The sequence below is a fragment of the Citrobacter sp. Igbk 16 genome, from assembly GCF_028069755.1.
Classification (GTDB): domain Bacteria; phylum Pseudomonadota; class Gammaproteobacteria; order Enterobacterales; family Enterobacteriaceae; genus Citrobacter.
In genome coordinates, this window is the sequence record NZ_JANEWJ010000015.1 from 95,448 (window position 1) to 118,584 (window position 23,137).

General features: G+C 50.5%; 21 protein-coding genes. 16 read left to right on the top strand and 5 right to left on the bottom strand.

All coding sequences use genetic code 11. The features are described from left to right. Positions 1 to 16: 16 nt before the first annotated feature. A complete protein-coding gene (locus NNO03_RS12145) occupies positions 17 to 592 on the bottom strand; it encodes a DedA family protein (RefSeq protein ID WP_271440058.1) in 576 nt (191 codons plus the stop codon). 162 nt (positions 593 to 754) lie between these two features. Here NNO03_RS12145 and NNO03_RS12150 point away from each other — a divergent pair, with 162 nt between their 5' ends. Continuing rightward, positions 755 to 1,342 carry a Yip1 family protein gene (locus NNO03_RS12150; RefSeq protein WP_005129189.1) on the top strand — a complete coding sequence of 196 codons (588 nt, stop codon included), beginning with the start codon at positions 755 to 757 and terminating at the stop codon, positions 1,340 to 1,342. A gap of 179 nt (positions 1,343 to 1,521) precedes the next feature. Then, entirely contained in the window at positions 1,522 to 2,469 is a 948-nt protein-coding gene (gene pbpG / locus NNO03_RS12155; protein WP_048211180.1) for a D-alanyl-D-alanine endopeptidase, read from the top strand. Positions 2,470 to 2,533: 64 nt separating this feature from the next. Here the strand turns inward: pbpG and dld are convergent, their stop codons facing one another. Next, positions 2,534 to 4,246: a D-lactate dehydrogenase gene (gene dld / locus NNO03_RS12160; protein ID WP_271449627.1), complete on the bottom strand. Its 1,713-nt coding sequence runs from the start codon at positions 4,244 to 4,246 to the stop codon at positions 2,534 to 2,536. 232 nt (positions 4,247 to 4,478) lie between these two features. On the opposite strand from dld, the gene bglX reads away from it, so the two are divergent. The 5 genes from bglX to NNO03_RS12185 all read left to right on the top strand — a co-directional run bounded on the left by bglX (position 4,479) and on the right by NNO03_RS12185 (position 10,761). Further along, positions 4,479 to 6,776, top strand: coding sequence for a beta-glucosidase BglX (bglX, locus tag NNO03_RS12165; RefSeq protein WP_271449628.1), 2,298 nt, complete (start codon positions 4,479 to 4,481; stop codon positions 6,774 to 6,776). 231 nt (positions 6,777 to 7,007) lie between these two features. Beyond that, positions 7,008 to 7,925: an ABC transporter substrate-binding protein gene (locus NNO03_RS12170; RefSeq protein WP_271449629.1), complete on the top strand. Its 918-nt coding sequence runs from the start codon at positions 7,008 to 7,010 to the stop codon at positions 7,923 to 7,925. Then, positions 7,913 to 9,106, top strand: coding sequence for an ABC transporter permease (locus tag NNO03_RS12175; protein ID WP_271449630.1), 1,194 nt, complete (start codon positions 7,913 to 7,915; stop codon positions 9,104 to 9,106). The genes NNO03_RS12170 and NNO03_RS12175 overlap by 13 nt, the downstream gene beginning before the upstream one ends. Continuing rightward, complete coding sequence (locus NNO03_RS12180) at positions 9,099 to 10,046, top strand: ABC transporter ATP-binding protein (RefSeq protein ID WP_271449631.1); 948 nt, start codon at positions 9,099 to 9,101, stop codon at positions 10,044 to 10,046. The genes NNO03_RS12175 and NNO03_RS12180 overlap by 8 nt, the downstream gene beginning before the upstream one ends. Beyond that, a complete protein-coding gene (locus NNO03_RS12185; RefSeq protein ID WP_271440052.1) occupies positions 10,030 to 10,761 on the top strand; it encodes an ABC transporter permease in 732 nt (243 codons plus the stop codon). The genes NNO03_RS12180 and NNO03_RS12185 overlap by 17 nt, the downstream gene beginning before the upstream one ends. Here the strand turns inward: NNO03_RS12185 and NNO03_RS12190 are convergent. Further along, on the bottom strand, positions 10,742 to 10,849 hold the full coding sequence (locus tag NNO03_RS12190) for a protein YohO (RefSeq protein ID WP_003027354.1): 108 nt from the start codon (positions 10,847 to 10,849) through the stop codon (positions 10,742 to 10,744). The two genes, NNO03_RS12185 and NNO03_RS12190, sit on opposite strands and share 20 nt — an antisense overlap. 51 nt (positions 10,850 to 10,900) lie before the next feature. Next, complete coding sequence (mlrA, locus tag NNO03_RS12195) at positions 10,901 to 11,632, bottom strand: HTH-type transcriptional regulator MlrA (RefSeq protein WP_271440051.1); 732 nt, start codon at positions 11,630 to 11,632, stop codon at positions 10,901 to 10,903. A 225-nt stretch (positions 11,633 to 11,857) separates the two neighbouring features. Between mlrA and NNO03_RS12200 the strand changes: the two genes are divergently transcribed. The 3 genes from NNO03_RS12200 to NNO03_RS12210 are packed head-to-tail and all read left to right on the top strand — an operon-like array spanning position 11,858 to position 14,776. Continuing rightward, positions 11,858 to 13,543: a sensor histidine kinase gene (locus tag NNO03_RS12200; RefSeq protein ID WP_271440050.1), complete on the top strand. Its 1,686-nt coding sequence runs from the start codon at positions 11,858 to 11,860 to the stop codon at positions 13,541 to 13,543. Beyond that, positions 13,540 to 14,259 (top strand): two-component system response regulator BtsR, encoded by a 720-nt coding sequence (btsR, locus tag NNO03_RS12205; protein WP_005129174.1) that lies wholly within the window; start codon positions 13,540 to 13,542, stop codon positions 14,257 to 14,259. The genes NNO03_RS12200 and btsR overlap by 4 nt, the downstream gene beginning before the upstream one ends. Before the next feature lie 46 nt (positions 14,260 to 14,305). Further along, complete coding sequence (locus tag NNO03_RS12210) at positions 14,306 to 14,776, top strand: DUF1456 family protein (RefSeq protein ID WP_137382304.1); 471 nt, start codon at positions 14,306 to 14,308, stop codon at positions 14,774 to 14,776. A gap of 115 nt (positions 14,777 to 14,891) precedes the next feature. On the opposite strand, the gene metG is transcribed toward NNO03_RS12210, so the two are convergent. Then, a complete protein-coding gene (gene metG / locus NNO03_RS12215) occupies positions 14,892 to 16,925 on the bottom strand; it encodes a methionine--tRNA ligase (protein ID WP_271449632.1) in 2,034 nt (677 codons plus the stop codon). Between the two features lie 164 nt (positions 16,926 to 17,089). Here metG and apbC point away from each other — a divergent pair, with 164 nt between their 5' ends. The 6 genes from apbC to NNO03_RS12245 form a co-directional block, all read left to right on the top strand. Beyond that, positions 17,090 to 18,199, top strand: coding sequence for an iron-sulfur cluster carrier protein ApbC (gene apbC, locus NNO03_RS12220; RefSeq protein ID WP_040230634.1), 1,110 nt, complete (start codon positions 17,090 to 17,092; stop codon positions 18,197 to 18,199). A gap of 276 nt (positions 18,200 to 18,475) precedes the next feature. Continuing rightward, positions 18,476 to 18,757, top strand: coding sequence for a DUF2574 family protein (locus NNO03_RS12225; protein WP_271440047.1), 282 nt, complete (start codon positions 18,476 to 18,478; stop codon positions 18,755 to 18,757). Positions 18,758 to 19,034: 277 nt separating this feature from the next. Then, entirely contained in the window at positions 19,035 to 19,583 is a 549-nt protein-coding gene (locus NNO03_RS12230; RefSeq protein ID WP_271449633.1) for a fimbrial protein, read from the top strand. Positions 19,584 to 19,630: 47 nt separating this feature from the next. Further along, positions 19,631 to 20,314 (top strand): fimbria/pilus periplasmic chaperone, encoded by a 684-nt coding sequence (locus NNO03_RS12235; RefSeq protein WP_086523388.1) that lies wholly within the window; start codon positions 19,631 to 19,633, stop codon positions 20,312 to 20,314. Between the two features lie 12 nt (positions 20,315 to 20,326). Further along, the gene (locus NNO03_RS12240; protein WP_271449634.1) at positions 20,327 to 22,807 is read left to right on the top strand and encodes a fimbrial biogenesis outer membrane usher protein; all 2,481 of its coding nucleotides are present in this window, start codon (positions 20,327 to 20,329) and stop codon (positions 22,805 to 22,807) included. Between the two features lie 10 nt (positions 22,808 to 22,817). Next, positions 22,818 to 23,137: hypothetical protein (locus NNO03_RS12245; RefSeq protein WP_271449635.1), on the top strand; the 320-nt coding region annotated here is incomplete at its 3' end.

Below are 23,137 nucleotides of genomic sequence, written 5' to 3' on the forward strand. Positions count from 1 at the left end.
AGAAGCCGCTGTCGGGTCAATTTGCCTGTTCTTTGCGTTTACTTCGCCGTTTCATCCACCAGCGGGCAGCCACTACAACGCCGATAACCAAAACCAACCAGATCCCATGTTTAATATGCTGGTCGAGGCTATGCAACCATGGGGCAATCACTTCACCACCCACATAGCCGAGCGTGGTAAACAGCAAAGCCCAGACAAACGCCCCCAGGATATTCAGTGGGATGAAAATCTTCGGCGGCAGGTGGCTGGCTCCAATCAGCAACGGACCAATGACGCGAAAGCCGTACATAAAGCGCGTGCCGACCACAAACAGATAGGGACGCCGTTGGATCATCTTCTGTGCGTAGTGGATTTTTGCCCGATGACGCGAGAAACGACGTAAAATTTTGCCGCCATAACGACGCCCAAGTAAAAAGAGTAACTGATCGCCAATCATCCCACCCAACGCGACGGAGAGCACCACCAGCGGAAATTTTAGAATTCCCTGATGCGCAGCAACACCGCCTAGCAAGGTAATGGTTTCGCCTTCGGCAAGGCTGCCAATAATCAGCGCCGCATAGCCGTATTGCTCAACATAATGCGTTATATCCATACGTTGTATGACCTCCACGCTCCATAGCATACACCCAGTGAATTGTTCATGCCGGAAAAGCAGTAATTCAGCGCATCGGTATTTTTCATGTGTACATAAAATAATCAAAAGCTGAATTATACTTGAAGTGTTGAGGTCCGGAGCTGACAAGAAGGGGGCGGTATGAACCATGTCTGGGGGTTGTTTTCCCATCCCGATCGTGAAATGCACGTGATCAACAGCGAAAACGAAAGTGTTTCGCATCACTATACCCACCATGTACTGCTGATGGCGGCAATCCCGGTGATTTGTGCGTTTATTGGCACCACGCAAATTGGCTGGAATTTTGGCGATGGCAATATACTGAAGTTATCCCTGTTTACCGGATTTGCGATGGCAATTCTGTTTTACGGTGTGATGCTGGCGGGTGTGGCCATTATGGGCAGAGTGATCTGGTGGATGGCGCGGAATTACTCGCGACGCCCGTCGCTGGCGCATTGTATGGTCTTTGCCGGATATGTTGCCACGCCGCTGTTTTTAAGCGGGCTGGTGGCGCTGTATCCGCTGGTCTGGCTGTGTGCGCTCGTGGGAACCATCGCGCTTTTTTACACCGGCTATTTACTTTATCTCGGTATTCCAACGTTCCTGAATATCACGAAAGAAGAAGGGCTGAGCTTTTCCAGTTCAACGCTGGCGATCGGTGTGCTGGTGCTGGAGGTTCTGCTGGCGATTACGGTGATCCTGTGGGGCTACGGGTACCGATTGTTCTAGGTGTACAACCTGTCTGCGCTGCGTTGTTGACGTAAAAGTCAGCAACGCAGCATTTCGAGATGATTCTTCTGTAGCGGCAAACCTGCCGGATCGCTATGATGCCAGAGCTAGCCTGAGATAATCCTTATTTCAGGCGGTGTGCGTTGTGACGTGCGTGAACCATTATCAGAAACCTCATCATGCTGAAATTCCGAGTTTCATTATTAAGTCTTGCCCTGGTGCTGGCCGTTCCTTTTGCACCCCAAGCCGTAGCGAAAACGGCGACTACTGCAGCGGCATCTCAACCTGAGATTGCTTCTGGTAGTGCGATGATAGTTGATCTGAATACCAACAAAGTTATCTATTCGAACCACCCGGACCTCGTGCGTCCGATTGCGTCGATTACCAAATTAATGACGGCGATGGTGGTGCTTGATGCACGACTGCCGCTGGATGAAAAACTGAAAGTTGATATCAGCCAGACGCCGGAAATGAAAGGCATCTACTCTCGTGTGCGTCTGAACAGTGAGATCAGTCGTAAGAATATGCTGCTACTGGCGCTGATGTCCTCAGAAAACCGCGCAGCGGCAAGCCTGGCGCACCACTATCCGGGCGGTTATAACGCATTTATCAAGGCGATGAATGCGAAGGCGAAGTCGTTGGGAATGACCCAGACGCGCTTCGTGGAACCGACCGGGTTATCGATTCATAACGTCTCGACGGCGCGTGATCTCACTAAACTGCTAATTGCCAGCAAGCAGTATCCGCTGATTGGTCAGTTGAGTACGACGCGTGAAGACATGGCGACCTTTGCTAATCCGGCTTATACGCTGCCGTTCCGTAACACCAACCATCTGGTGTACCGCGATAACTGGAACATTCAGCTCACCAAAACAGGGTTTACTAATGCCGCCGGTCACTGCCTGGTGATGCGTACGGTCATTAATAACAAGCCGGTAGCGCTGGTGGTTATGGATGCCTTTGGCAAATATACCCACTTTGCTGATGCCAGTCGTTTACGCACCTGGATTGAAACCGGTAAGGTGATGCCTGTTCCGGCCGCGGCGCTGAGTTATAAAAAGCAAAAAGCCGCCCAGATGGCGGCAGCGGGTTCAGCGACAGGTGAGCAAACCGCGCAAAACGATTAAACCGTAGGCCGGGCAAGCGAAGCGCCCCCGGCAACGTGCCCGATGGCGCTTACGCTTATCGGGCCTACGATTCTTTCCAGTACTTCTGCTTACTCGTTTTGCCAATACCTGGATTCATACTGTTGGTCGGGTCGTTCTCGCGATAAAAACGCGTCAATGTTTCTGGTGCTTTATACAGATGTCCCACGTTATGTTCTGCAGGATATTGCGCCCCGCGCTCACGCAGTAACACCAGCATTTGCTCTTTCAGTTCGTGAGCATCCACACCTTTCTTCACGATGTAATCCTGATGGAAGACATAGCACATGAAGTGGCCGTAGTAGAGCTTATGCACCAGCTTGCTGTCTATTTCTGGCGGCAGGTGCTCATACCATTCGGTATCGTTACGGCGCAGCGCAATATCCAGTGCCAGTATATCCTCCACCTCATCCGCATGGACGGCCTGATATCGAATGGCCGCGCCCGCCGCTGCGAAGCGGTGTAAAAAGGCCTTGCTACCTTCTTCCGGTGTACAGGCAAAGAAATCACCTTCGGCGGTTTTGAAAAACTCAGTCAGCCAGCTCTGAGCTTCCGCTACACCGCCACCGGCCATTTTTAACAGCAGGTGATGTTCGTATTTATCTCGCCAGCTTTTCATCCGTGCCGGTAAATGGCTGGGGAATAAATGGCCAAACTTCTGCATCGCCCGGTCGGTAAAGTGCGGGCGGAAAATTTTCACTTTTTCCAGCATCGCATCGGTGCGGCCTTTCAGCGTAAAGAAAAACGGCATTTTGTCGGTGCCGAGTTTGTCGATCATCAGAAACGTATCTTTGCCGTATTGCTCAGCAATGTCGTAAATATCGCGGTGCATATATTCACCGGCGACCGGCAGATGCTCAAATTTGGCCAGAATATGACGGCGGATTTCTGTCAGCACTTCTGGCTGGTTGGTACCGATATAAAAGACCTGTTGGTTTTTCTCAGCCTCAAAGGTATCCAGGCGCACGGCGAAAACCGCAAGCTTTCCGGCGCAACCAGAAGACTCAAACAAACGCTCAGGGTCTGCGTTATAGCGTGCCGGCGTATCGGCCTCAATATCTCTGACGCGGGTGACGTAATCATGATCGTGTGCATGACGCCCATCGTGCTGGACATCATCATCTTTGATCCGCTCGTCGTCGAGTTTACTGAGGATCTGCTCCGGCGTCTGACCCAGCTCGATACCCAGATGGTTGACCAGCTGTAACTTGCCCTGCTCATCAACGCGTGCAAAGAGCGACATTTCTGTGTATGCCGGACCACGTTGTACCAGCGAGCCGCCAGAGTTGTTGCAGATACCGCCGATAACGGAAGCACCGATGCAGGAAGAGCCGATCACCGAATGCGGTTCACGGCCAAAAGGTTTGAGCGCCTTTTCCAGCGAATAAAGTGTCGTACCCGGATAAGCCAGCACCTGTTCACCGTTGCCGATGACGTGCAGCTTATCGAGGCGCAGAGTACTGATGATAACGATGTCGCGATCGTAATCATTGCCGCTAGGGGTAGAGCCTTCGGTCAGACCGGTATTGGCGGCTTGCATCAGGATTATTTTGTCAGCCGAGACGCAGGCGTTGAGGACACGCCACAATTCTAATAGCGAGCCAGGGAAAACGACGGCGAGCGCATCGCCCTGGCCCGAGCGGAAGCCTTTACGATAACGGGCCGTTTTGGCCGGTTCGGTGAGCAGGTGTGAATGGCCGACCAGTCGGGTCAATTCAGTCAGAAACGCTTTATTATCAGTTGTTGTAATGGAAGACATTCTCCACTCCTTGTGGTGGGACTCAATATCAGGAACAAGCATAGCGCTATGTATGACAATACGCTTTCTCATTCGCATTGTCTCTGTGTTGTATCCCACTGATTCATGCTGGTTTTGAAAATTCAGAGAATATCCTTAGCTTTCTTCCCCGCTCCCGTTTAGGCTTACGGCAAGCTGCGGTTTTTGTTATATTTTCGCTGCCTCGTCGGGTAGAAATTAAGAGAGAATCAACATGAAATGGCTATGTTCTGTAGGTGTCGCGGTGGGCCTGGCGTTGCAACCAGCGCTGGCGGACACCTTGTTTGGTAACCATCCACTGACGCCTGAAGCGCGGGATGCGTTTGTGACCGATTTACTCAAACAGATGACCGTGGATGAGAAAATTGGGCAATTGCGTTTGATAAGCGTTGGACCTGATAACCCGAAAGAAGCCATCCGTGAGATGATCAAAGACGGACAGGTAGGGGCGATTTTTAACACCGTCACTCGCCAGGATATCCGTAAGATGCAGGATCAGGTTATGGAACTCAGCCGCCTGAAAATCCCTCTCTTTTTCGCCTATGACGTGCTGCACGGTCAACGTACCGTGTTTCCGATAAGCCTTGGCCTGGCATCCTCTTTTAACCTTGATGCGGTCAGAACAGTTGGCCGAATTTCTGCGTATGAAGCCGCAGACGATGGTCTGAATATGACCTGGGCGCCGATGGTTGATGTCTCCCGCGATCCGCGTTGGGGCCGTGCGTCCGAAGGTTTTGGTGAAGATACGTATTTAACTGCCATCATGGGCAAAACCATGGTGGAAGCGATGCAGGGGAAAAGCCCGGCCGATCGCTATTCAGTGATGACCAGCGTCAAGCACTTCGCTGCTTATGGCGCCGTTGAGGGCGGTAAAGAGTACAACACTGTGGATATGAGTCCGCAGCGTTTATTTAACGACTACATGCCGCCGTACAAGGCCGGACTGGATGCCGGTAGCGGTGCGGTGATGGTGGGGCTTAATTCACTGAATGGGACGCCTGCCACCTCTGATGCCTGGCTGCTCAAAGACGTGCTGCGCGATAAGTGGGGCTTTAAAGGCATAACGGTTTCCGATCATGGCGCAATTAAAGAATTGATTAAGCATGGAACCGCGTCCGACCCTGAAGATGCTGTGCGCGTGGCGATCACGTCCGGTATTAACATGAGCATGAGCGATGAATATTACAGTAAGTATCTGCCGGGACTGATTAAGTCGGGCAAGGTTACGATGGCGGAGCTCGACGATGCCGCGCGCCATGTACTGAATGTAAAATATGATATGGGTCTGTTTAACGACCCGTACAGCCACCTGGGGTCGAAAGACTCTGACCCACAAGATACCAATGCTGAAAGCCGTTTGCATCGCAAAGAAGCCCGTGACGTGGCGCGTGAAAGCCTGGTATTGCTGAAAAACCGTCTGGAAACATTGCCACTGAAAAAAACAGCAACCGTGGCAGTTGTCGGACCGTTAGCAGACAGCAAACGTGATGTCATGGGTAGCTGGTCTGCGGCGGGTGTTGCCGAACAGTCTGTCACGGTGCTGACAGGCATTAAAAATGCCCTGGGTGATAAAGGTAAAGTGGTCTACGCCAAAGGGGCGAATATCACCAACGATAAAGGTATTGTTGACTTCCTTAACCTGTACGAAGAGGCGGTGAAAGTTGACCCACGCTCGCCGCAGGCGATGATTGATGAAGCCGTTAACGCGGCGAAACAGTCTGACGTGGTTGTTGCGGTAGTGGGTGAAGCGCAGGGGATGGCGCATGAAGCGTCCAGTCGAACCGATATCACTATCCCGCAAAGCCAGCGTGATCTGATTGCTGCGCTGAAAGCAACCGGGAAACCGCTGGTGCTGGTGCTGATGAACGGTCGCCCACTGGCATTGGTGAAGGAAGATCAGCAGGCTGATGCGATCCTCGAGACCTGGTTTGCCGGGACCGAAGGGGGTAACGCCATTGCTGATGTGCTGTTTGGCGATTATAACCCGTCAGGTAAGCTACCGATGTCTTTCCCACGATCGGTGGGGCAGATCCCGGTCTATTACAGCCATCTTAATACCGGTCGCCCGTATAACGCCGATAAGCCGAACAAATATACATCGCGCTACTTTGATGAAGCGAATGGTCCGTTGTATCCCTTTGGCTATGGTCTGAGCTACACCACGTTTACCGTGTCTGATGTGAAGCTCTCTGCACCGACAATGAAACGTGACGGAACAGTGACTGCCAGCGTGCAGGTAACCAACACCGGCAAGCGTGAAGGGGCGACAGTCATTCAGATGTATTTACAGGATGTGACGGCCTCAATGAGTCGTCCGGTGAAACAGCTGAAAGGCTTTGAGAAAGTGAACCTCAAGCCAGGTGAAACCCAGACCGTCAGTTTCCCCATTGATATTGACGCGCTGAAGTTCTGGAACCAGCAGATGAAGTACGATGCGGAACCGGGCAAATTTAACGTCTTTATCGGCGTGGACTCTGCCAGAGTGAAGCGGGGCGAGTTTGAACTGCTGTAATGTGTGAATAAAGCCACCGACAGTGCCTGATAGCGCTACGCTTATCAGGCCTGCGAAATCGTATCATCCGGTAAATTCACGTTGGGTTTACCGGATTTTTTTATTTTGTGCTCGCCGTACCGCTAATAACTCTCAGTGTTACCCCCCAATAGCCAGGTTAAGACTGGATTTTTCAACTATGCTTTTTCCTCAAGTCTCTGAAAAGGGCAGCAAAAGGATGAGGAGAGCAGCATGATAATCTCAAAGGTATGGGTGGGGTCGCTGGCGTTGCTGGCCACGATAAGCTTGCCTTTACAGGCCGCGTCACCCGTCACTGTGGGGTCAAAAATTGATACCGAAGGGGCGCTGCTCGGCAATATTATTTTGCAGGTGCTTGAAAGCCACGGTGTGAAAACGGTCAATAAAGTGCAACTGGGCACGACGCCCGTGGTGCGTGGGGCCATCACTTCCGGTGAGCTGGATATTTATCCGGAATATACCGGCAATGGCGCGTTCTTTTTTAAAGATGAAAACGACCCCGCGTGGAAAAATGCGCAGGCAGGTTTCGAGAAAGTGAAAAAACTGGACGCTGAGCAAAATAAACTGATCTGGCTTACGCCTGCGCCAGCCAACAATACCTGGACTATTGCAGTACGTCAGGATATCGCTGAAAAAAACAAACTTGTCTCTCTTGCGGATTTAGGCCGCTACCTGAAAGAGGGGGGGGCGTTCAAACTGGCGGCCTCCGCCGAGTTTATTGAACGTGCAGACGCGCTGCCCGCCTTTGAAAAAGCGTATGACTTCAAGCTCAATCAGAACCAATTGTTGTCACTGGCAGGGGGCGATACTGCGGTGACAATTAAAGCTGCGGCGCAGCAGACCTCCGGCGTTAATGCCGCAATGGCTTACGGAACCGATGGCCCTGTTGCTGCGCTGGGGCTGCAAACATTAAGCGATCCCAAAGGGGTTCAGCCCATTTACGCACCTGCGCCCGTCGTGCGTGACGTGGTACTCAAGGCGTACCCGCAAATGGGGGAATGGCTACAGCCGGTCTTTGCCAGTCTGGATGAAAAAACGCTGCAGCGGCTCAACGCCAGTATCGCCGTTGAGGGGCTGGATGCGAAAAAAGTCGCTGCAGATTACCTGAAGCAAAAAGGATGGGTGAAGTAACGGATTTGCAGCAGGTGAGTGTTGTGTCAAAGATATCAGTTAATTGGGTGCTGTTGCTGCTGGTGGTTCTGACCGCGGCCGCAGCCGCGCTTCCTTTCATCAGCTATGCCCCTAATCGTCTGGTTTCCGGTGAAGGTCGCCAACTCTGGGAGGTCTGGCCCCACATGGTGTGGGGACTGGCGGCGACATTTTTACTGCTCGTGGTTCTATGCTTCATACCCGGTAAATCCGGCAATGTATTGACGCTGGTTGTTGTCCAGTTACTGGTGATTGCGGCGTTGTTTATGGCCGGGGAAACGGCAACGCATCTGGCTCAGACGGGAACTGCTGTCGCCAGAACCAGCCTGGGGAGCGGTTTCTGGCTTGGGGTAGGGGTGCTGTTGCTGGCTGGCAGTGACGCCATTCGGCGTATCACCGCTCAGCCGCTGTGGCGCTGGGTACTGCATGCGCAAATTGTCATTGTGCCAGTGGTGCTGCTGCTGTCCGGTACCCTTAACGATCTTTCTTTGCTCAAAGAATATGCCAACCGCCAGGATGTCTTTGATGATGCTCTGGCGCAGCACCTGACTATTCTGTTCGGTACGGTGGTGCCTGCGCTGTGTATTGGCGTGCCGCTGGGTATCTGGTGCACCTTTTCTGCTGCGCGTCAGGGGCCAATATTTGCCGTGCTGAATATCATCCAGACGATCCCCTCTGTCGCATTGTTTGGCTTGTTGATCGCGCCGCTTGCCGGACTGGTTAAGCATTTCCCGTGGCTTAGCTCGCTCGGTGTAGCGGGAACGGGGCTGACGCCCGCACTGATTGCGCTGGTGCTGTATGCATTATTGCCATTGGTTCGTGGCGTGGTGGCCGGGCTGAATCAGGTTCCGCGTGATGTGCTGGAAAGTGCGCGTGCTATGGGGATGAGTGCGCGTCAGCGTTTTATTTCGGTGCAACTTCCGTTAGCGCTACCCATTTTCCTGCGCAGTTTGCGGGTGATGATGGTTCAGACGGTGGGGATGGCGGTCATTGCCGCATTGATTGGTGCAGGCGGGTTTGGCGCGCTGGTCTTTCAGGGACTGCTCAGTAGCGCCGTTGATTTAGTGCTACTGGGCGTGATTCCGGTGGTGGTACTGGCAGTGCTGATTGATGCGCTGTTTGATTTAGGCTTAGCGCTGCTGAAGGTGACAAACGATGATTGAATTTAGCCATGTCAATAAAACCTATAACCAGCAACAGGCCGTGAGCGATCTCAATCTGCATTTAGGCGAAGGGAGCTTTTCGGTATTAATCGGGACCTCCGGTTCGGGGAAGTCCACCACGCTGAAAATGATCAACCGGCTGGTCGAGCATGACAGTGGTCAGATCCGTTTTGCCGGGGAAGAGATCCGTAGCCTGCCGGTGCTGGAATTAAGACGACGCATGGGCTATGCCATCCAGTCGATTGGTTTGTTTCCACACTGGACTGTCGCCCAGAACATTGCCACCGTACCACAGCTGCAAAAGTGGTCACGTGCGCGTATTGATGACCGAACAGAAGAACTGATGGCGTTACTGGGGCTGGAAGCGGATTTGCGTCACCGTTATCCGCATCAGCTTTCCGGTGGTCAACAGCAGCGAGTCGGTGTGGCTCGTGCGCTGGCGGCTGACCCTCAGGTACTGCTGATGGACGAACCTTTTGGCGCGCTGGACCCGGTAACACGCAGTGCGCTACAGCAGGAGATGACCCGTATCCATCGTCTGTTGGGTCGAACCATCGTGTTGGTGACGCATGATATTGATGAAGCGCTGAGACTGGCGGAGCACCTGGTGTTAATGGATGCGGGCAAGGTGGTACAGCAAGGCACGCCGCTGTCGATGTTGACTGCGCCTGCTAATGATTTCGTGCAGACCTTTTTTGGCCACAGTGAACTGGGTGTAAGACTGCTGTCACTGCGCACGGTGGGGGATTTTACCCGCCGTGGTGAACAGTTGGCTGGTGAGCCGTTGGTGGACGAGATGACGTTACGTGATGCGCTATCTGTTTTTGTCGCCCGGGGCTGTGATGTGTTGCCGGTAGTTAATGCTCAGGGTGCGGCCCGCGGTACGCTGCATTTTCACGATCTGCTTTCGGAGGCACCGCACTGTGAAACATCTGCTTGATCCTCTGCTGTGGCTCATTGCGCTGTTCCTGGTGTTGCTGGTGGGATTGCCCCACAGCCAGGCACTGTTCAGCGCGTTGTTTCCCCAATTGCCGCGTCCTGTTTATCAGCAAGAGAGCTTTACGGCGCTGGCGTTGGCGCATTTCACGCTGGTGGGTATTTCAAGCCTGATTGCTGTCATTATTGGGGTTGGGGCAGGTGTAGCGGTAACCCGCTCATGGGGAGTAGAGTTCAGACCTTTGGTCGAAACAATTGCCGCAGTGGGGCAAACTTTTCCGCCGGTCGCGGTGCTGGCGATCGCCGTGCCGGTGATGGGGTTTGGCCCGGAGCCTGCGATTATCGCGCTGATCCTGTATGGGGTATTACCGATCTTACAGGCAACGCTGGCAGGGCTGGGAGGGATCTCTGCCAGCGTAATAGATATTGCCAGCGGGATGGGCATGAGTCATGGGCAGCGGCTACGTAAAGTCGAACTTCCGCTCGCGGCGCCGGTTATTCTGGCCGGGATTCGCACGTCAGTGATTATTAATATTGGCACCGCAACGATAGCCTCTACCGTTGGTGCGAATACGCTGGGAACACCGATTATCATTGGGTTAAGCGGGTTTAATACCGCCTATGTGATCCAGGGGGCGCTGCTGGTCGCATTGGCCGCAGTCATTATCGATCGCGGGTTTGAGCGATTAGCGTACTACCTTACCCGGCACGTAAAATAAAAGTATAACCAGCCAGCATTACGCCGCCGATACCACCGATAGCCATCAGCAGGAAGAGGGTTATAACACCGATTTTAGCTGCGCTCATTTTGTACTCCTTATGTGAATATAAGGATTGTACACGTTTGTTAATAAAATATTAAATACCGAGTGGATAAATATCGTGACCTAACGCGCGCCACTCTTCCAGTTGTTGGTGTTGTGCAGGGGTTTGGTTCTCTCCACACCAGACGAGTAGGGTGCGCCCTTCAAACAGCTCAGGCCGTAGCTGATTGAGCGAGTGGGCCAGTACATCAACACGCCATCCTTGCTGGCTGGCGACCCAACCTTCCAGCCATAAGCGGGTGGTATCGTGGATATTCCAGCCGACCACCAGGGCATCTTTACCCTGTTTTTTACGCGCCGAGGCAAGGCAAATCGCAATATAATTGATGAGCACACCGTCAAGGATCCCCAATAGCGCCTGAAGAATGGGCTGTTGGCATTGCAGACGTCGGCGTAAGGGAATGAACAAATGCGTATTGAGCGTTTGCGCAGGGTAATCCTGACCACGCTCTTTGATCCACAACCTGAGGCTGTGCAGATTGTTACTTTGCAAATAGCTCAATAGCGTTTCTTGTTGCTCACGCCAGCCGTTATGCACATCAATGTTCTCATTGCTGAGTAACATTTTAACTTTACTGACCTGAACGCCATTATTTATCCAGCGTTTTATCTCACGGATCCTGTCAATGTCCGCATCGTTAAACAGGCGATGCCCCCCGTCTGTACGCTGAGGTTTTAGTAATCCGTAACGCCTCTGCCATGCACGTAAAGTGACAGGGTTGATATCACAAAGCAAAGCCACTTCACCTATCGTGTAAAGCGCCATCGTTGTCTCACTCTTGCTCGCGAGGTCCCAGTTTTACTTTAGACGCTCTTTTGCGAACCAGGTAGTTTTGTCTGTTTTTTGATCAGAAGAAGGGTGAGATTGTCGTCATATTCGCGCTTTCGAGTGATCGTTCTCACAAATTCCTGTTTTTTTGCAACAGTTCAAAGAAAGTTACGCGCAGCCCATGTATGTTACGCGCTTTTAAGAAATGTGTGGTTGGCGGGTATGTACGAGTTTAATCTGGTGTTGCTGCTGCTTCAGCAGATGTGCGTGTTTCTCGTTATCGCGTGGCTAATGAGCAAGACGCGCCTGTTTATCCCGCTGATGCAGGTCACTATCCGACTGCCGCACAAACTTCTGTGTTACGTCACCTTCTCCATCTTTTGCATTATGGGCACCTACTTTGGGCTGCATATTGAAGACTCCATTGCAAACACCCGTGCCATCGGCGCGGTGATGGGCGGGCTACTTGGCGGGCCTGTTGTTGGGGGACTGGTTGGCCTGACCGGCGGTCTTCATCGCTATTCGATGGGGGGCATGACGGCACTCAGTTGCATGATTTCGACCATAGTGGAAGGCCTGCTTGGAGGGCTGGTACACAGTGTACTTACTCGACGGGGCCGTACTGATAAAGTGTTTAGTCCGCTGACGGCTGGCGCGATTACCTTTGTTGCCGAACTGGTGCAGATGCTCATCATTTTGCTGATTGCGCGTCCCTTTGAGAATGCATTGCACCTGGTCAGTAACATTGCCGCACCGATGATGGTGACCAATACCGTTGGTGCTGCGTTGTTTATGCGTATTCTGCTCGACAAACGTGCGATGTTTGAAAAATACACCTCGGCGTTTTCTGCCACTGCGCTAAAAGTTGCCGCCTCTACGGAGGGGATTCTGCGACAGGGATTTAATGAGGTTAACAGCATGAAGGTTGCTCAGGTGCTGTATGAAGAGTTGGATATCGGTGCGGTGGCGATTACTGACCGCGAGAAGTTGCTGGCCTTTACTGGCATTGGTGATGACCATCACCTGCCAGGCAAGCCCATATCCTCTTCATACACCCAACGGGCGATTGAAACCGGAGAAGTTGTGTATGCCGACGGTAACGAAGTGCCTTATCGCTGTTCACTGCATCCGCAATGCAAATTAGGGTCGACGCTGGTGATCCCGTTGCGTGGTGAAAACCAGCGGGTGATGGGGACGATTAAACTGTATGAAGCCAAAAACCGTCTCTTTAGCTCAATTAACCGCACGCTGGGGGAAGGGATCGCCCAGTTGCTTTCCGCGCAAATCCTGGCCGGCCAATATGAGCGACAAAAAGCGATGCTGACGCAGTCAGAAATCAAACTTCTGCACGCTCAGGTTAATCCCCATTTTCTGTTTAACGCGTTGAATACGATCAAAGCCGTGATCCGTCGTGACAGCGAACAGGCCAGCCAATTGGTGCAATATCTCTCGACTTTCTTTCGTAAGAATTTAAAACGCCCGTCGGAAATTGTGACGCTGGCTGATGAAATAGAACACGTAAATGCCTATCTACAAATTGAAAAGGCACGATTCCAGTCCCGCCTGCAGGTGACCTTAACGGTCCCGGAAGCGCTTGCGCATCAGCAATTGCCTGCGTTTACTCTGCAACCGATAGTCGAGAATGCAATTAAGCATGGCACTTCCCAGCTACTTGATACCGGAGAAGTCTCTATCACTGCTCGTCAGGAAGGGCAGTATCTGATGCTGGATATTGAAGATAATGCCGGGCTGTATCAGCCCACGACGGAGTCCAGTGGGCTTGGAATGAGTCTGGTGGACAAACGCCTGCGGGAACGGTTTGGCGATGATTTTGGTATCAGCGTAGCCTGTGAGCCTGACCTCTTTACCCGAATTACTTTACGACTTCCCCTGGAGGAACTGGCATGATCAAAGTGCTGATTGTCGATGATGAACCGTTAGCGCGGGAGAATCTGCGGATCCTGTTACAGGAGCAAAGCGACATCGAGATAGTCGGAGAGTGTTCGAATGCGGTAGAGGCCATTGGTGCAGTACATAAGCTGCGCCCGGATGTGCTGTTCCTCGATATTCAGATGCCGCGTATTAGCGGATTGGAAATGGTGGGTATGCTTGACCCCGAGCATCGCCCATATATCGTTTTTCTCACCGCTTTTGATGAATATGCCGTGAAAGCCTTTGAAGAGCATGCCTTTGATTATCTGCTTAAGCCGATTGAAGAAACGCGGCTGGAGAAAACGCTGATCCGTTTACGTCAGGAGCGCACGAAGCAGGATGTGTCGTTACTGCCGGAACATCAGCAGGCGCTCAAGTTCATTCCATGTAGTGGTCATAGCCGAATCTATCTGCTGCAAATGGATGATGTGGCGTTTGTCAGCAGTCGTATGAGCGGCGTTTATGTGACCAGTAGTGATGGCAAAGAAGGATTCACCGAGCTGACGCTTAGAACACTGGAGAGCCGTACTCCGCTGCTGCGCTGCCACCGACAATACCTGGTCAACATGGCCCATTTGCAGGAAATCCGTCTGGAAGATAATGGCCAGGCTGAGCTGATTTTGCGTAACGGACTGACTGTCCCGGTGAGCCGTCGTTACCTCAAAAGTCTAAAAGAGGCGATTGGTCTGTAAAACTGGTACACTGCGCGCCATTGCATCACCGACAGTTGAAGGCTTTATGCTAAGTAACGATATTCTTCGTAGCCTGCGCTACACCCTGAAAGCGAACAATAACGACATGGTGCGCATTCTTGCGCTTGCTGAGATGGAAGCCACCTCGGCAGGTTTCGACACCTGGATGACGAAAGAGGATGAAGACGGGTTTGTTCGCTGCCCGGATATCATCCTCTCCGGTTTCCTGAACGGTCTTATCTACCATCTGCGTGGAAAAGATGATTCTGCGCCGGAACTGGCGATTGAACGTCGTGTTAACAACAATACGGTGCTGAAAAAACTGCGCATTGCGTTTTCACTGAAAACCGATGATATTCTGGCCATCATGACCGAACAGAAATTTCGCGTATCAATGCCGGAAATCACCGCAATGATGCGTGCACCGGATCATAAGAACTATCGCGAATGTGGCGATCAATTCTTGCGTTATTTCTTGCGTGGTTTAACTGCGCGAGTACATAAGGCGAAGTCGTGATTTTTGCCCAGTGGCGCTGCGCTTGCAGGGGCTACGGGATTTGAAGACCGGGTTAGGCGAAGCCGCCAGCCTGAAAAAAACAAAAAAAAGCCGGAGATTATCTCCGGCTTTATTGTTATTTCACCTGCTGACCAGGTTTAGCACCGTTATCCGGGCTTAACAGGAAGATATCTTTTCCGCCAGGGCCTGCTGCCATTACCATCCCTTCAGAGATACCGAAACGCATCTTACGCGGAGCCAGGTTCGCCACCATAATAGTCTGGCGGCCAATCAGGGCTTGCGGGTCCGGGTAGGCAGAGCGAATACCGGAGAAGACGTTACGTTTCTCACCACCGAGATCCAACGTCAGACGCAGCAGTTTGTCGGAACCTTCCACGAACTCGGCGTTTTCAATCAGCGCCACGCGCAGATCTACTTTGGCGAAATCGTCAAAGGTGATGGTGTCCTGGATAGGGTCATCCGCTAACGGGCCGGTCACCGGAGCGGCTGCGGCTTTCACTTCTTCTTTGGACGCTTCCACCAGCGCTTCAACTTGCTTCATGTCGATACGGTTGTAGAGCGCCTTAAAGGTGTTGACCTTGTGACCGAGCAGCGGTTGCTCAATGGCATCCCAGCTCAGGTCGCTGTTCAGGAATGCCTCAACACGTTCAGCAAGCGTCGGCAGTACCGGTTTCAGGTACGTCATCAGGACGCGGAACAGGTTAATACCCATGGAGCAAATTGCCTGCAGGTCAGCGTCACGGCCTTCCTGTTTAGCCACAACCCATGGTGCCTGTTCGTCAACATAGCGATTCGCCACGTCGGCCAGCGCCATAATTTCGCGGATTGCTTTACCGAATTCGCGGCTTTCCCACGCTTCGCCGATGACTGCAGCTGCGTCGGTAAAGGTTTTGTACAGTGCCGGATCGGCCAGTTCGGCGGACAGAATGCCGTCAAAGCGTTTCGCAATAAATCCTGCGTTACGGGAAGCCAGGTTCACTACTTTGTTGACGATATCGGCGTTAACACGCTGAACAAAATCTTCCAGGTTCAGGTCGATATCATCAATGCGCGAAGAGAGTTTCGCGGTGTAGTAGTAACGCAGGCTGTCGGCATCAAAGTGTTTCAGCCAGGTGCTGGCTTTAATGAAGGTACCGCGAGACTTGGACATCTTCGCGCCGTTTACTGTGACATACCCGTGAACGAACAGGTTAGTCGGTTTGCGGAAGTTGCTGCCTTCCAGCATGGCAGGCCAGAACAGGCTGTGGAAGTAGACGATATCTTTACCGATGAAGTGATACAGCTCAGCATCGGAGTCTTTCTTCCAGTACTCATCAAAGCTGGCGGTGTCGCCACGTTTGTCACACAGGTTTTTGAACGAACCCATATAACCAATTGGCGCATCCAGCCAGACATAAAAATACTTACCCGGCGCATTCGGAATTTCAAAACCGAAGTACGGTGAATCGCGGGAAATATCCCACTGCTGCAGGCCGGATTCAAACCACTCCTGCATTTTGTTGGCAACCTGCTCCTGCAATGCGCCGCTGCGCGTCCACGCCTGCAGCATTTCGCTGAACGACGGCAGATCGAAGAAGAAGTGCTCGGAGTCACGCATTACCGGTGTCGCACCGGAAACAACGGATTTCGGCTCGATAAGTTCGGTCGGGCTGTAGGTTGCGCCGCACACTTCACAGTTATCGCCGTACTGGTCCGGAGACTTACATTTCGGGCAGGTGCCTTTGACAAAACGATCCGGCAGGAACATGCCTTTTTCCGGATCGTAAAGCTGGGAGATGGTGCGGTTCTTAATAAAACCGTTTTCCTTCAGGCGCGTGTAAATCAGTTCAGACAGTTCACGGTTCTCTTCGCTGTGCGTTGAGTGATAGTTGTCATAGCTGATGTCGAAACCCGCAAAATCAGTCTGATGCTCCTGACTCATTTCACCGATCATCTGCTCTGGTGTGATCCCAAGCTGCTGTGCTTTCAGCATGATTGGCGTACCGTGTGCGTCGTCCGCGCAGATGAAGTTAACCTGGTGGCCGCGCATTCGCTGGTAACGGACCCAGACATCAGCCTGGATGTGCTCCAGCATATGGCCGAGGTGGATTGAGCCGTTGGCGTACGGCAGCGCGCACGTTACCAGAATTTTCTTCGCGACTTGAGTCATAGTGGGCAATTACTTCTTTTGTAGTGAAAAGGGCTTTGATAGTACCAAAATGGTAATTACTGCGCCAAGCGATAAGGGCATTTATCCGTAAATGAATAATTGTTGCGGTTGGAGTAAACTACCTGGTGACTATTGTACTTTCAGAACAACAAAAAGGAGTCGGGATGAACGCACAATCCCAGGCCAAATCACCAGAAACCCTGCGCGCCATGGTCGCTGGGACGCTGGCGAATTTTCAGCATTCAACCCTGAAGCATAATCTGACGACGCTGAAAGCGTTGCATCATGTCGCCTGGATGGACGACACGTTGCACGTTGAGCTGGTCATGCCATTCGTATGGCACAGCGCGTTTGAAGCATTAAAAGAGCAATGCAGTGCCGATTTACTGCGTATTACCGGTGCTAAAGCCATTGACTGGAAGCTGTCGCATAACATTGCGACGCTGAAGCGTGTGAAAAACCAGCCGGGTATTAATGGTGTGAAAAACATCATTGCCGTGAGTTCCGGCAAAGGTGGTGTGGGTAAATCCTCTACTGCGGTGAACCTGGCACTGGCGCTGGCAGCCGAAGGGGCGAAAGTAGGCATTCTGGACGCCGACATTTATGGTCCGTCCATTCCGACCATGCTCGGTGCGGAAAATCAGCGTCCAACCTCGCCAGATGGCACCCATATGGCGCCGATTATGTCTCATGGCCTGGCAACCAATTCCATTGGGTATCTGGTAACTGACGACAATGCGATGGTGTGGCGTGGTCCAATGGCCAGCAAAGCGTTGTTACAAATGCTGCAAGAAACCTTATGGCCGGATCTTGATTACCTGGTTTTGGATATGCCGCCGGGCACCGGTGACATTCAGCTGACGCTGGCGCAGAACATTCCGGTAACGGGCGCGGTAGTGGTCACCACGCCGCAGGACATTGCGCTTATCGATGCGAAAAAAGGCATCGTGATGTTCGAAAAAGTGGAAGTACCGGTGCTGGGCATTGTTGAAAATATGAGCATGCATATTTGCAGCAACTGCGGTCATCATGAACCGATTTTCGGCACGGGTGGCGCACAAAAGCTGGCTGAGCAATATCACACCCAACTGCTGGGACAGATGCCGCTGCATATTTCCTTGCGTGAAGATCTCGACCGCGGTATGCCGACGGTTATCAGTCGTCCTGACAGTGAATTCACCGCGATTTACCGCGATCTGGCCGGTCGTGTCGCCGCCCAACTCTACTGGCAGGGAGAGGTTATTCCGGGGGAAATTGCCTTCCGCGCGGTGTAATTTTTTCTGATGCGAAAGGTGTTGTACGTATTCACCGTATTAATGATATATTGATGCGGTGAATATATTGAGTGAACAAACTGCCCAATATTATTCATCATGCCACTATAATTCGTGTTCTTTTCCGAATAATTCCTCTTAATGCATCATTCAAATTGATCATACCAATCTCATCAATCTACAATTTCAATTGGTTTTAGCAGGGAAGTTATCCCATAATTCAACGGACAAGCAGCTTGCTCGCTGTTTCTGACCCCTTACAGGAATAATGAACACATGAAAATTAGTTTATTCTTGGGAATTATCACTCTGGCTTATGGAATTAGCACGTCTGCTTTTGCTTCTGATACCGCGACCTTGACCATTACTGGCAAGATAGTTGAACCCACCTGTAGCACTGATGTCGTGGATAGTACTGTGCAACAGCGGTGTGGTCAGACTGTGCATAGTGCAGATATCAACAATGTGATGACTGCTCCAGCACAAGGCGTTGTGACCCGTATCGTCGCTGTTCCTGGGGATTCTTCGCGGCAGATAGTATTAAATCGCTACGATTAAAAAAGCGTACTGCATAGTAGGCCCCCATCATTTTAATGAGAGATGGGGGCTTTTTTTTGGCCTGAAGAATGATATCTAACGATTAATTACGTTAATTTATTAAAGTCGATAATAATATCTATGATATTTATTTGTTGCAATTATATTGCTATTTGTAACTTGTCTTAAATCAAAAAAACAACATGTTTACATTGCGGTAACGTTTATGCTGTGCGAATTTAATTTCAAGGGCCGACCCCTGGTAATAAATAGAAATTACTTTATTAAGGAAGATATTATGAAACGCTCAATTATTTCTGCTGCTGTACTGTCTGCTGTGTTTATGAGTGCTGGGGCTTTTGCTGCTAATAATGAAGAGGGTACTCTAACTATTAATGGGGAAATTAAAGGATCTTCTTGCTATTTTGACAGTGGCAAAGACTCTGAAATTCTTCAATTGAATGCCGTTGATGCATCACTTTTCGCCAATAAAGCGGTCGGGGAGGTGGTTGAAGGCAATGCCCAAAAAGCAACAAATATGAAGATAATTTGCCCTGGGAATTCGAAGTTAACAAGCATTAATATCACAAATGTTGTTTTTGGTGATGGCGGCATTATTAAACCGTCAACAGGGGCGGATACTAACGTTGGTTTCAAACTTAAAATGGACGAAAAGCATATTGATAAAACTGGCGTTATTGATATTTCATCTTTAAATAAAACGCTGGGAGGGGAAGGGGAGATCTATACTTTGAATTTTGATGCCGACTATTCTCGATTGAATTTAAATCCGGTTAAAAATGGTCAACTTAGCGCCACAGTCACTTTTTCTGTTTCGGCTGAATAAATTATTTTGCCGGTAATTATTACCGGCATTATTTTGGATGGCACCGTATGAAACGAATATTTATCTCAATGCTTGTGATATGCTCTTTTTCTGGACACGCAGGGATCGTGATTTATGGTACTCGCGTAATCTACCCAGCAGAAAAAAATGAAGTTCTGGTACAGTTGATGAACCAAGGGGAGCGTTCGTCACTGGTGCAATCATGGATTGATGACGGCAATACGTCATTACCGCCGGAAAAAATTAACGTACCCTTTATGCTTACACCTCCAGTAGCGAAGATTCCCGGAGATTCAGGCCAGCAACTGAAAATTAAAAAAATGCCGAATACGCTGCCTAACGATAAAGAGAGTTTATTTTTTCTTAATGTACTGGATATTCCACCGAATAATCCCGATAGCGCCGGAAAAAATGTACTCAAATTCGCCATGCAGAATCGAATTAAACTTTTTTATCGGCCAAAAGGTATTGCCGCCGTTAATAAAAATACTTTCCATAAACTGGCGTTAACACGCAGTGGTAATAGTTATTCTATCAGAAATGATGCTGCTAACTGGGTTACGGTGACAGAAGTTAAAGCTAATAATGTCAAAATCAACAATGAAAGTATTATGCTTGCTCCGCTCTCCAGTGCGAATGTGGCATTGAAAAATACTAATGCCAATCAGTATAAAATGACCATTATTGACGATCACGGCAATTATATTAGTGATAACGTCAGCCTAAAATAACAGGAGCTGGTTATGTTAAGGATGACTCCGCTTGCTTCGGCAATACTACTGTTGTTGGTTGGCATTGACGCCCAGGCTGCAGAAGATACGTTTGACACCCACTTTATGATGGGCGGTATGAAAGGCGAAAAAGTCTCAAATTTTCGCCTCGATGATAACCAACCACTGCCAGGCCAATATGATATTGATATCTACGTCAATAAGCAGTGGCGTGGTAAGTATGAAATAACCGTTAAGGATAATCCGGATGACACCTGTTTATCCCGTGACGCATTAACGCGTCTGGGGATAAATACACAAGCATTGGACCAGCAGAATGAATGCCCAACCCTAAAGCAGGCGGTACAGGGAGGCAGTTACGCCTGGAATATCGGCACGTTTCGCCTGGATCTCAGCGTTCCGCAGGCGTATGTCGATGAGCTTGAGAATGGCTATGTTCCTCCGGAAAACTGGGATCGTGGCATCAATGCCTTCTATACCTCGTACTATGCCAGCCAGTATTACAGCGACTATAAGGATTCTGGTAACAGTAAAAGTACCTATGCGCGCTTTACCAGTGGGTTAAATCTGCTGGGCTGGCAGTTGCATTCCGATGCCAGCTATAACAAAACCGATGACAGCAACGGGGAGTGGAAAAGCAACACCCTGTATCTGGAACGCGGAATCCCGCAAATTCTCGGCACCCTGCGTGCCGGGGATATGTATACCTCATCAGATATTTTTGACGCAGTGCGCTTTCGTGGCGTGCGGCTGTATCGCGATATGCAGATGCTGCCAAACTCAAAGCAGAATTTTACGCCGCTGGTTCAGGGGATTGCGCAAAGCAACGCGCTGGTTACCATCGAACAAAACGGTTTTGTGGTTTACCAGAAAGAGGTTCCGCCTGGCCCGTTCTCCATTGCTGATTTGCAGCTGGCTGGAGGGGGAGCGGATCTTGACGTCAGTATCAAAGAGGCTGACGGCTCGGTAACAACCTATCTGGTGCCCTATGCTGCGGTGCCCAATATGTTGCAACCCGGCGTGTCAAAATATGATTTTGCCGCTGGACGTAGTCATATCGAAGGCGCCAGTAATCAGACCGACTTTGCACAAATGAGCTACCAATACGGGCTGAATAATCTGTTAACGCTGTATGGCGGCACCATGCTGGCAGATAACTACAATGCGTTTACGCTTGGTACCGGCTGGAACACGCGTATCGGTGCGATTTCCGTCGATGCGACACAATCGCACAGCAAACAGGATAATGGCGATGTGTTTGACGGGCAAAGTTACCAGATTGCTTATAACAAGTATTTGACGCAAACCGCCACGCGTTTTGGCCTGGCGGCGTATCGCTACTCATCACGGGATTATCGCACGTTTAACGATCATGTCTGGGCAAACAATAAGAACAACTATCATCGCGATGAAAATGATGTGTATGACATCGCGGATTATTACCAGAATGATTTTGGTCGTAAAAACAGCTTTTCGGCTAACGTCAGCCAGTCTCTGCCGCAAGGTTGGGGTTCATTCTCGCTCAGTACGCTGTGGCGAGACTACTGGGGGCGGAGCGGTAACAGTAAAGACTATCAGGTGAGTTATTCCAATAGCTGGCAACGGATTAGCTATACCTTTTCCGCCAGCCAGACTTACGATGAAGATCATCATGAAGATAAACGTTTTAACGTCTTTATCTCTATTCCGTTCGACTGGGGCGATGATATTAGCAGTCCACGCAGACATTTGTATGTATCTAACTCAACGACCTTTGATGACGATGGCTTTGCATCCAACAATACCGGGTTTTCCGGCACCGCAGGCAGTCGCGATCAGTTTAACTATGGGGTGAATCTCAGTCATCAACGGCAGGGTAGCGAAACAACGGCAGGCGGCAATCTGACGTGGAATGCGCCAGTTGCGACGCTTAACGGCAGCTACAGCCAGTCGTCTAAATATACACAAACTGGCGGCAGTATTTCCGGGGGGCTGGTGGCCTGGTCTGGGGGCGTGAATTTAGCCAACCGGCTATCAGAAACATTTGCCGTAATGCATGCACCGGGTCTGGAAGGGGCATATGTGAATGGGCAGAAATACCGTACCACCAACCGCAATGGCGTGGTGGTCTACGACGGCTTAACGCCTTATCGTGAAAACCACCTGACGTTGGATGTGTCTAATGCCAAGAGTGAAACCGACCTGCAAGGTAATCGCCGTAGCGCAGCGCCGTACCGGGGAGCGGTTGTGCTGGCAACGTTTGATACCGACCAACGTAAACCCTGGTATATCCGGGCGCAGCGCCCTGATGGTTCACCACTGACGTTTGGTTACGAAATCGAAGATAGCCACGGGCACAATATCGGCGTGGTAGGCCAGGGGAGTCAGCTCTTTATTCGCACCAATGAAGTGCCATCAGAGATAAAAGTGGCGGTCAATAAACAACAGGGACTTTCATGCTCAATCACTTTCGGCAAAACGATTGATGAAAGTAAAGTTTATATTTGTCGGTGAGGGATAAATCATGAGATTGTTTTTTTTACTTGTTGTTTTTTTTAGTTTTAACTCCATTGCCAATTGCTATATTCCTGATGGCGGAATCGAAAGTGTAGAAAGAAACGAGGTGTTATCTATTTCGACAATGAATGGAAATGAACTTGCTTTGCAAAACTTTGGATTCATGAAAAAACCAATGTGCAGGAATATATTTGGTTTGGGCGTTGAAACAATTTTTGACATTAAATATCCAACTTCACCTTACTTTAAATATGATGTTGGGGGAGGGCGATTTATTTATCTAAAAGCAAACTACCCTAGCTCACCAAATACTGTAGAATATAAAAT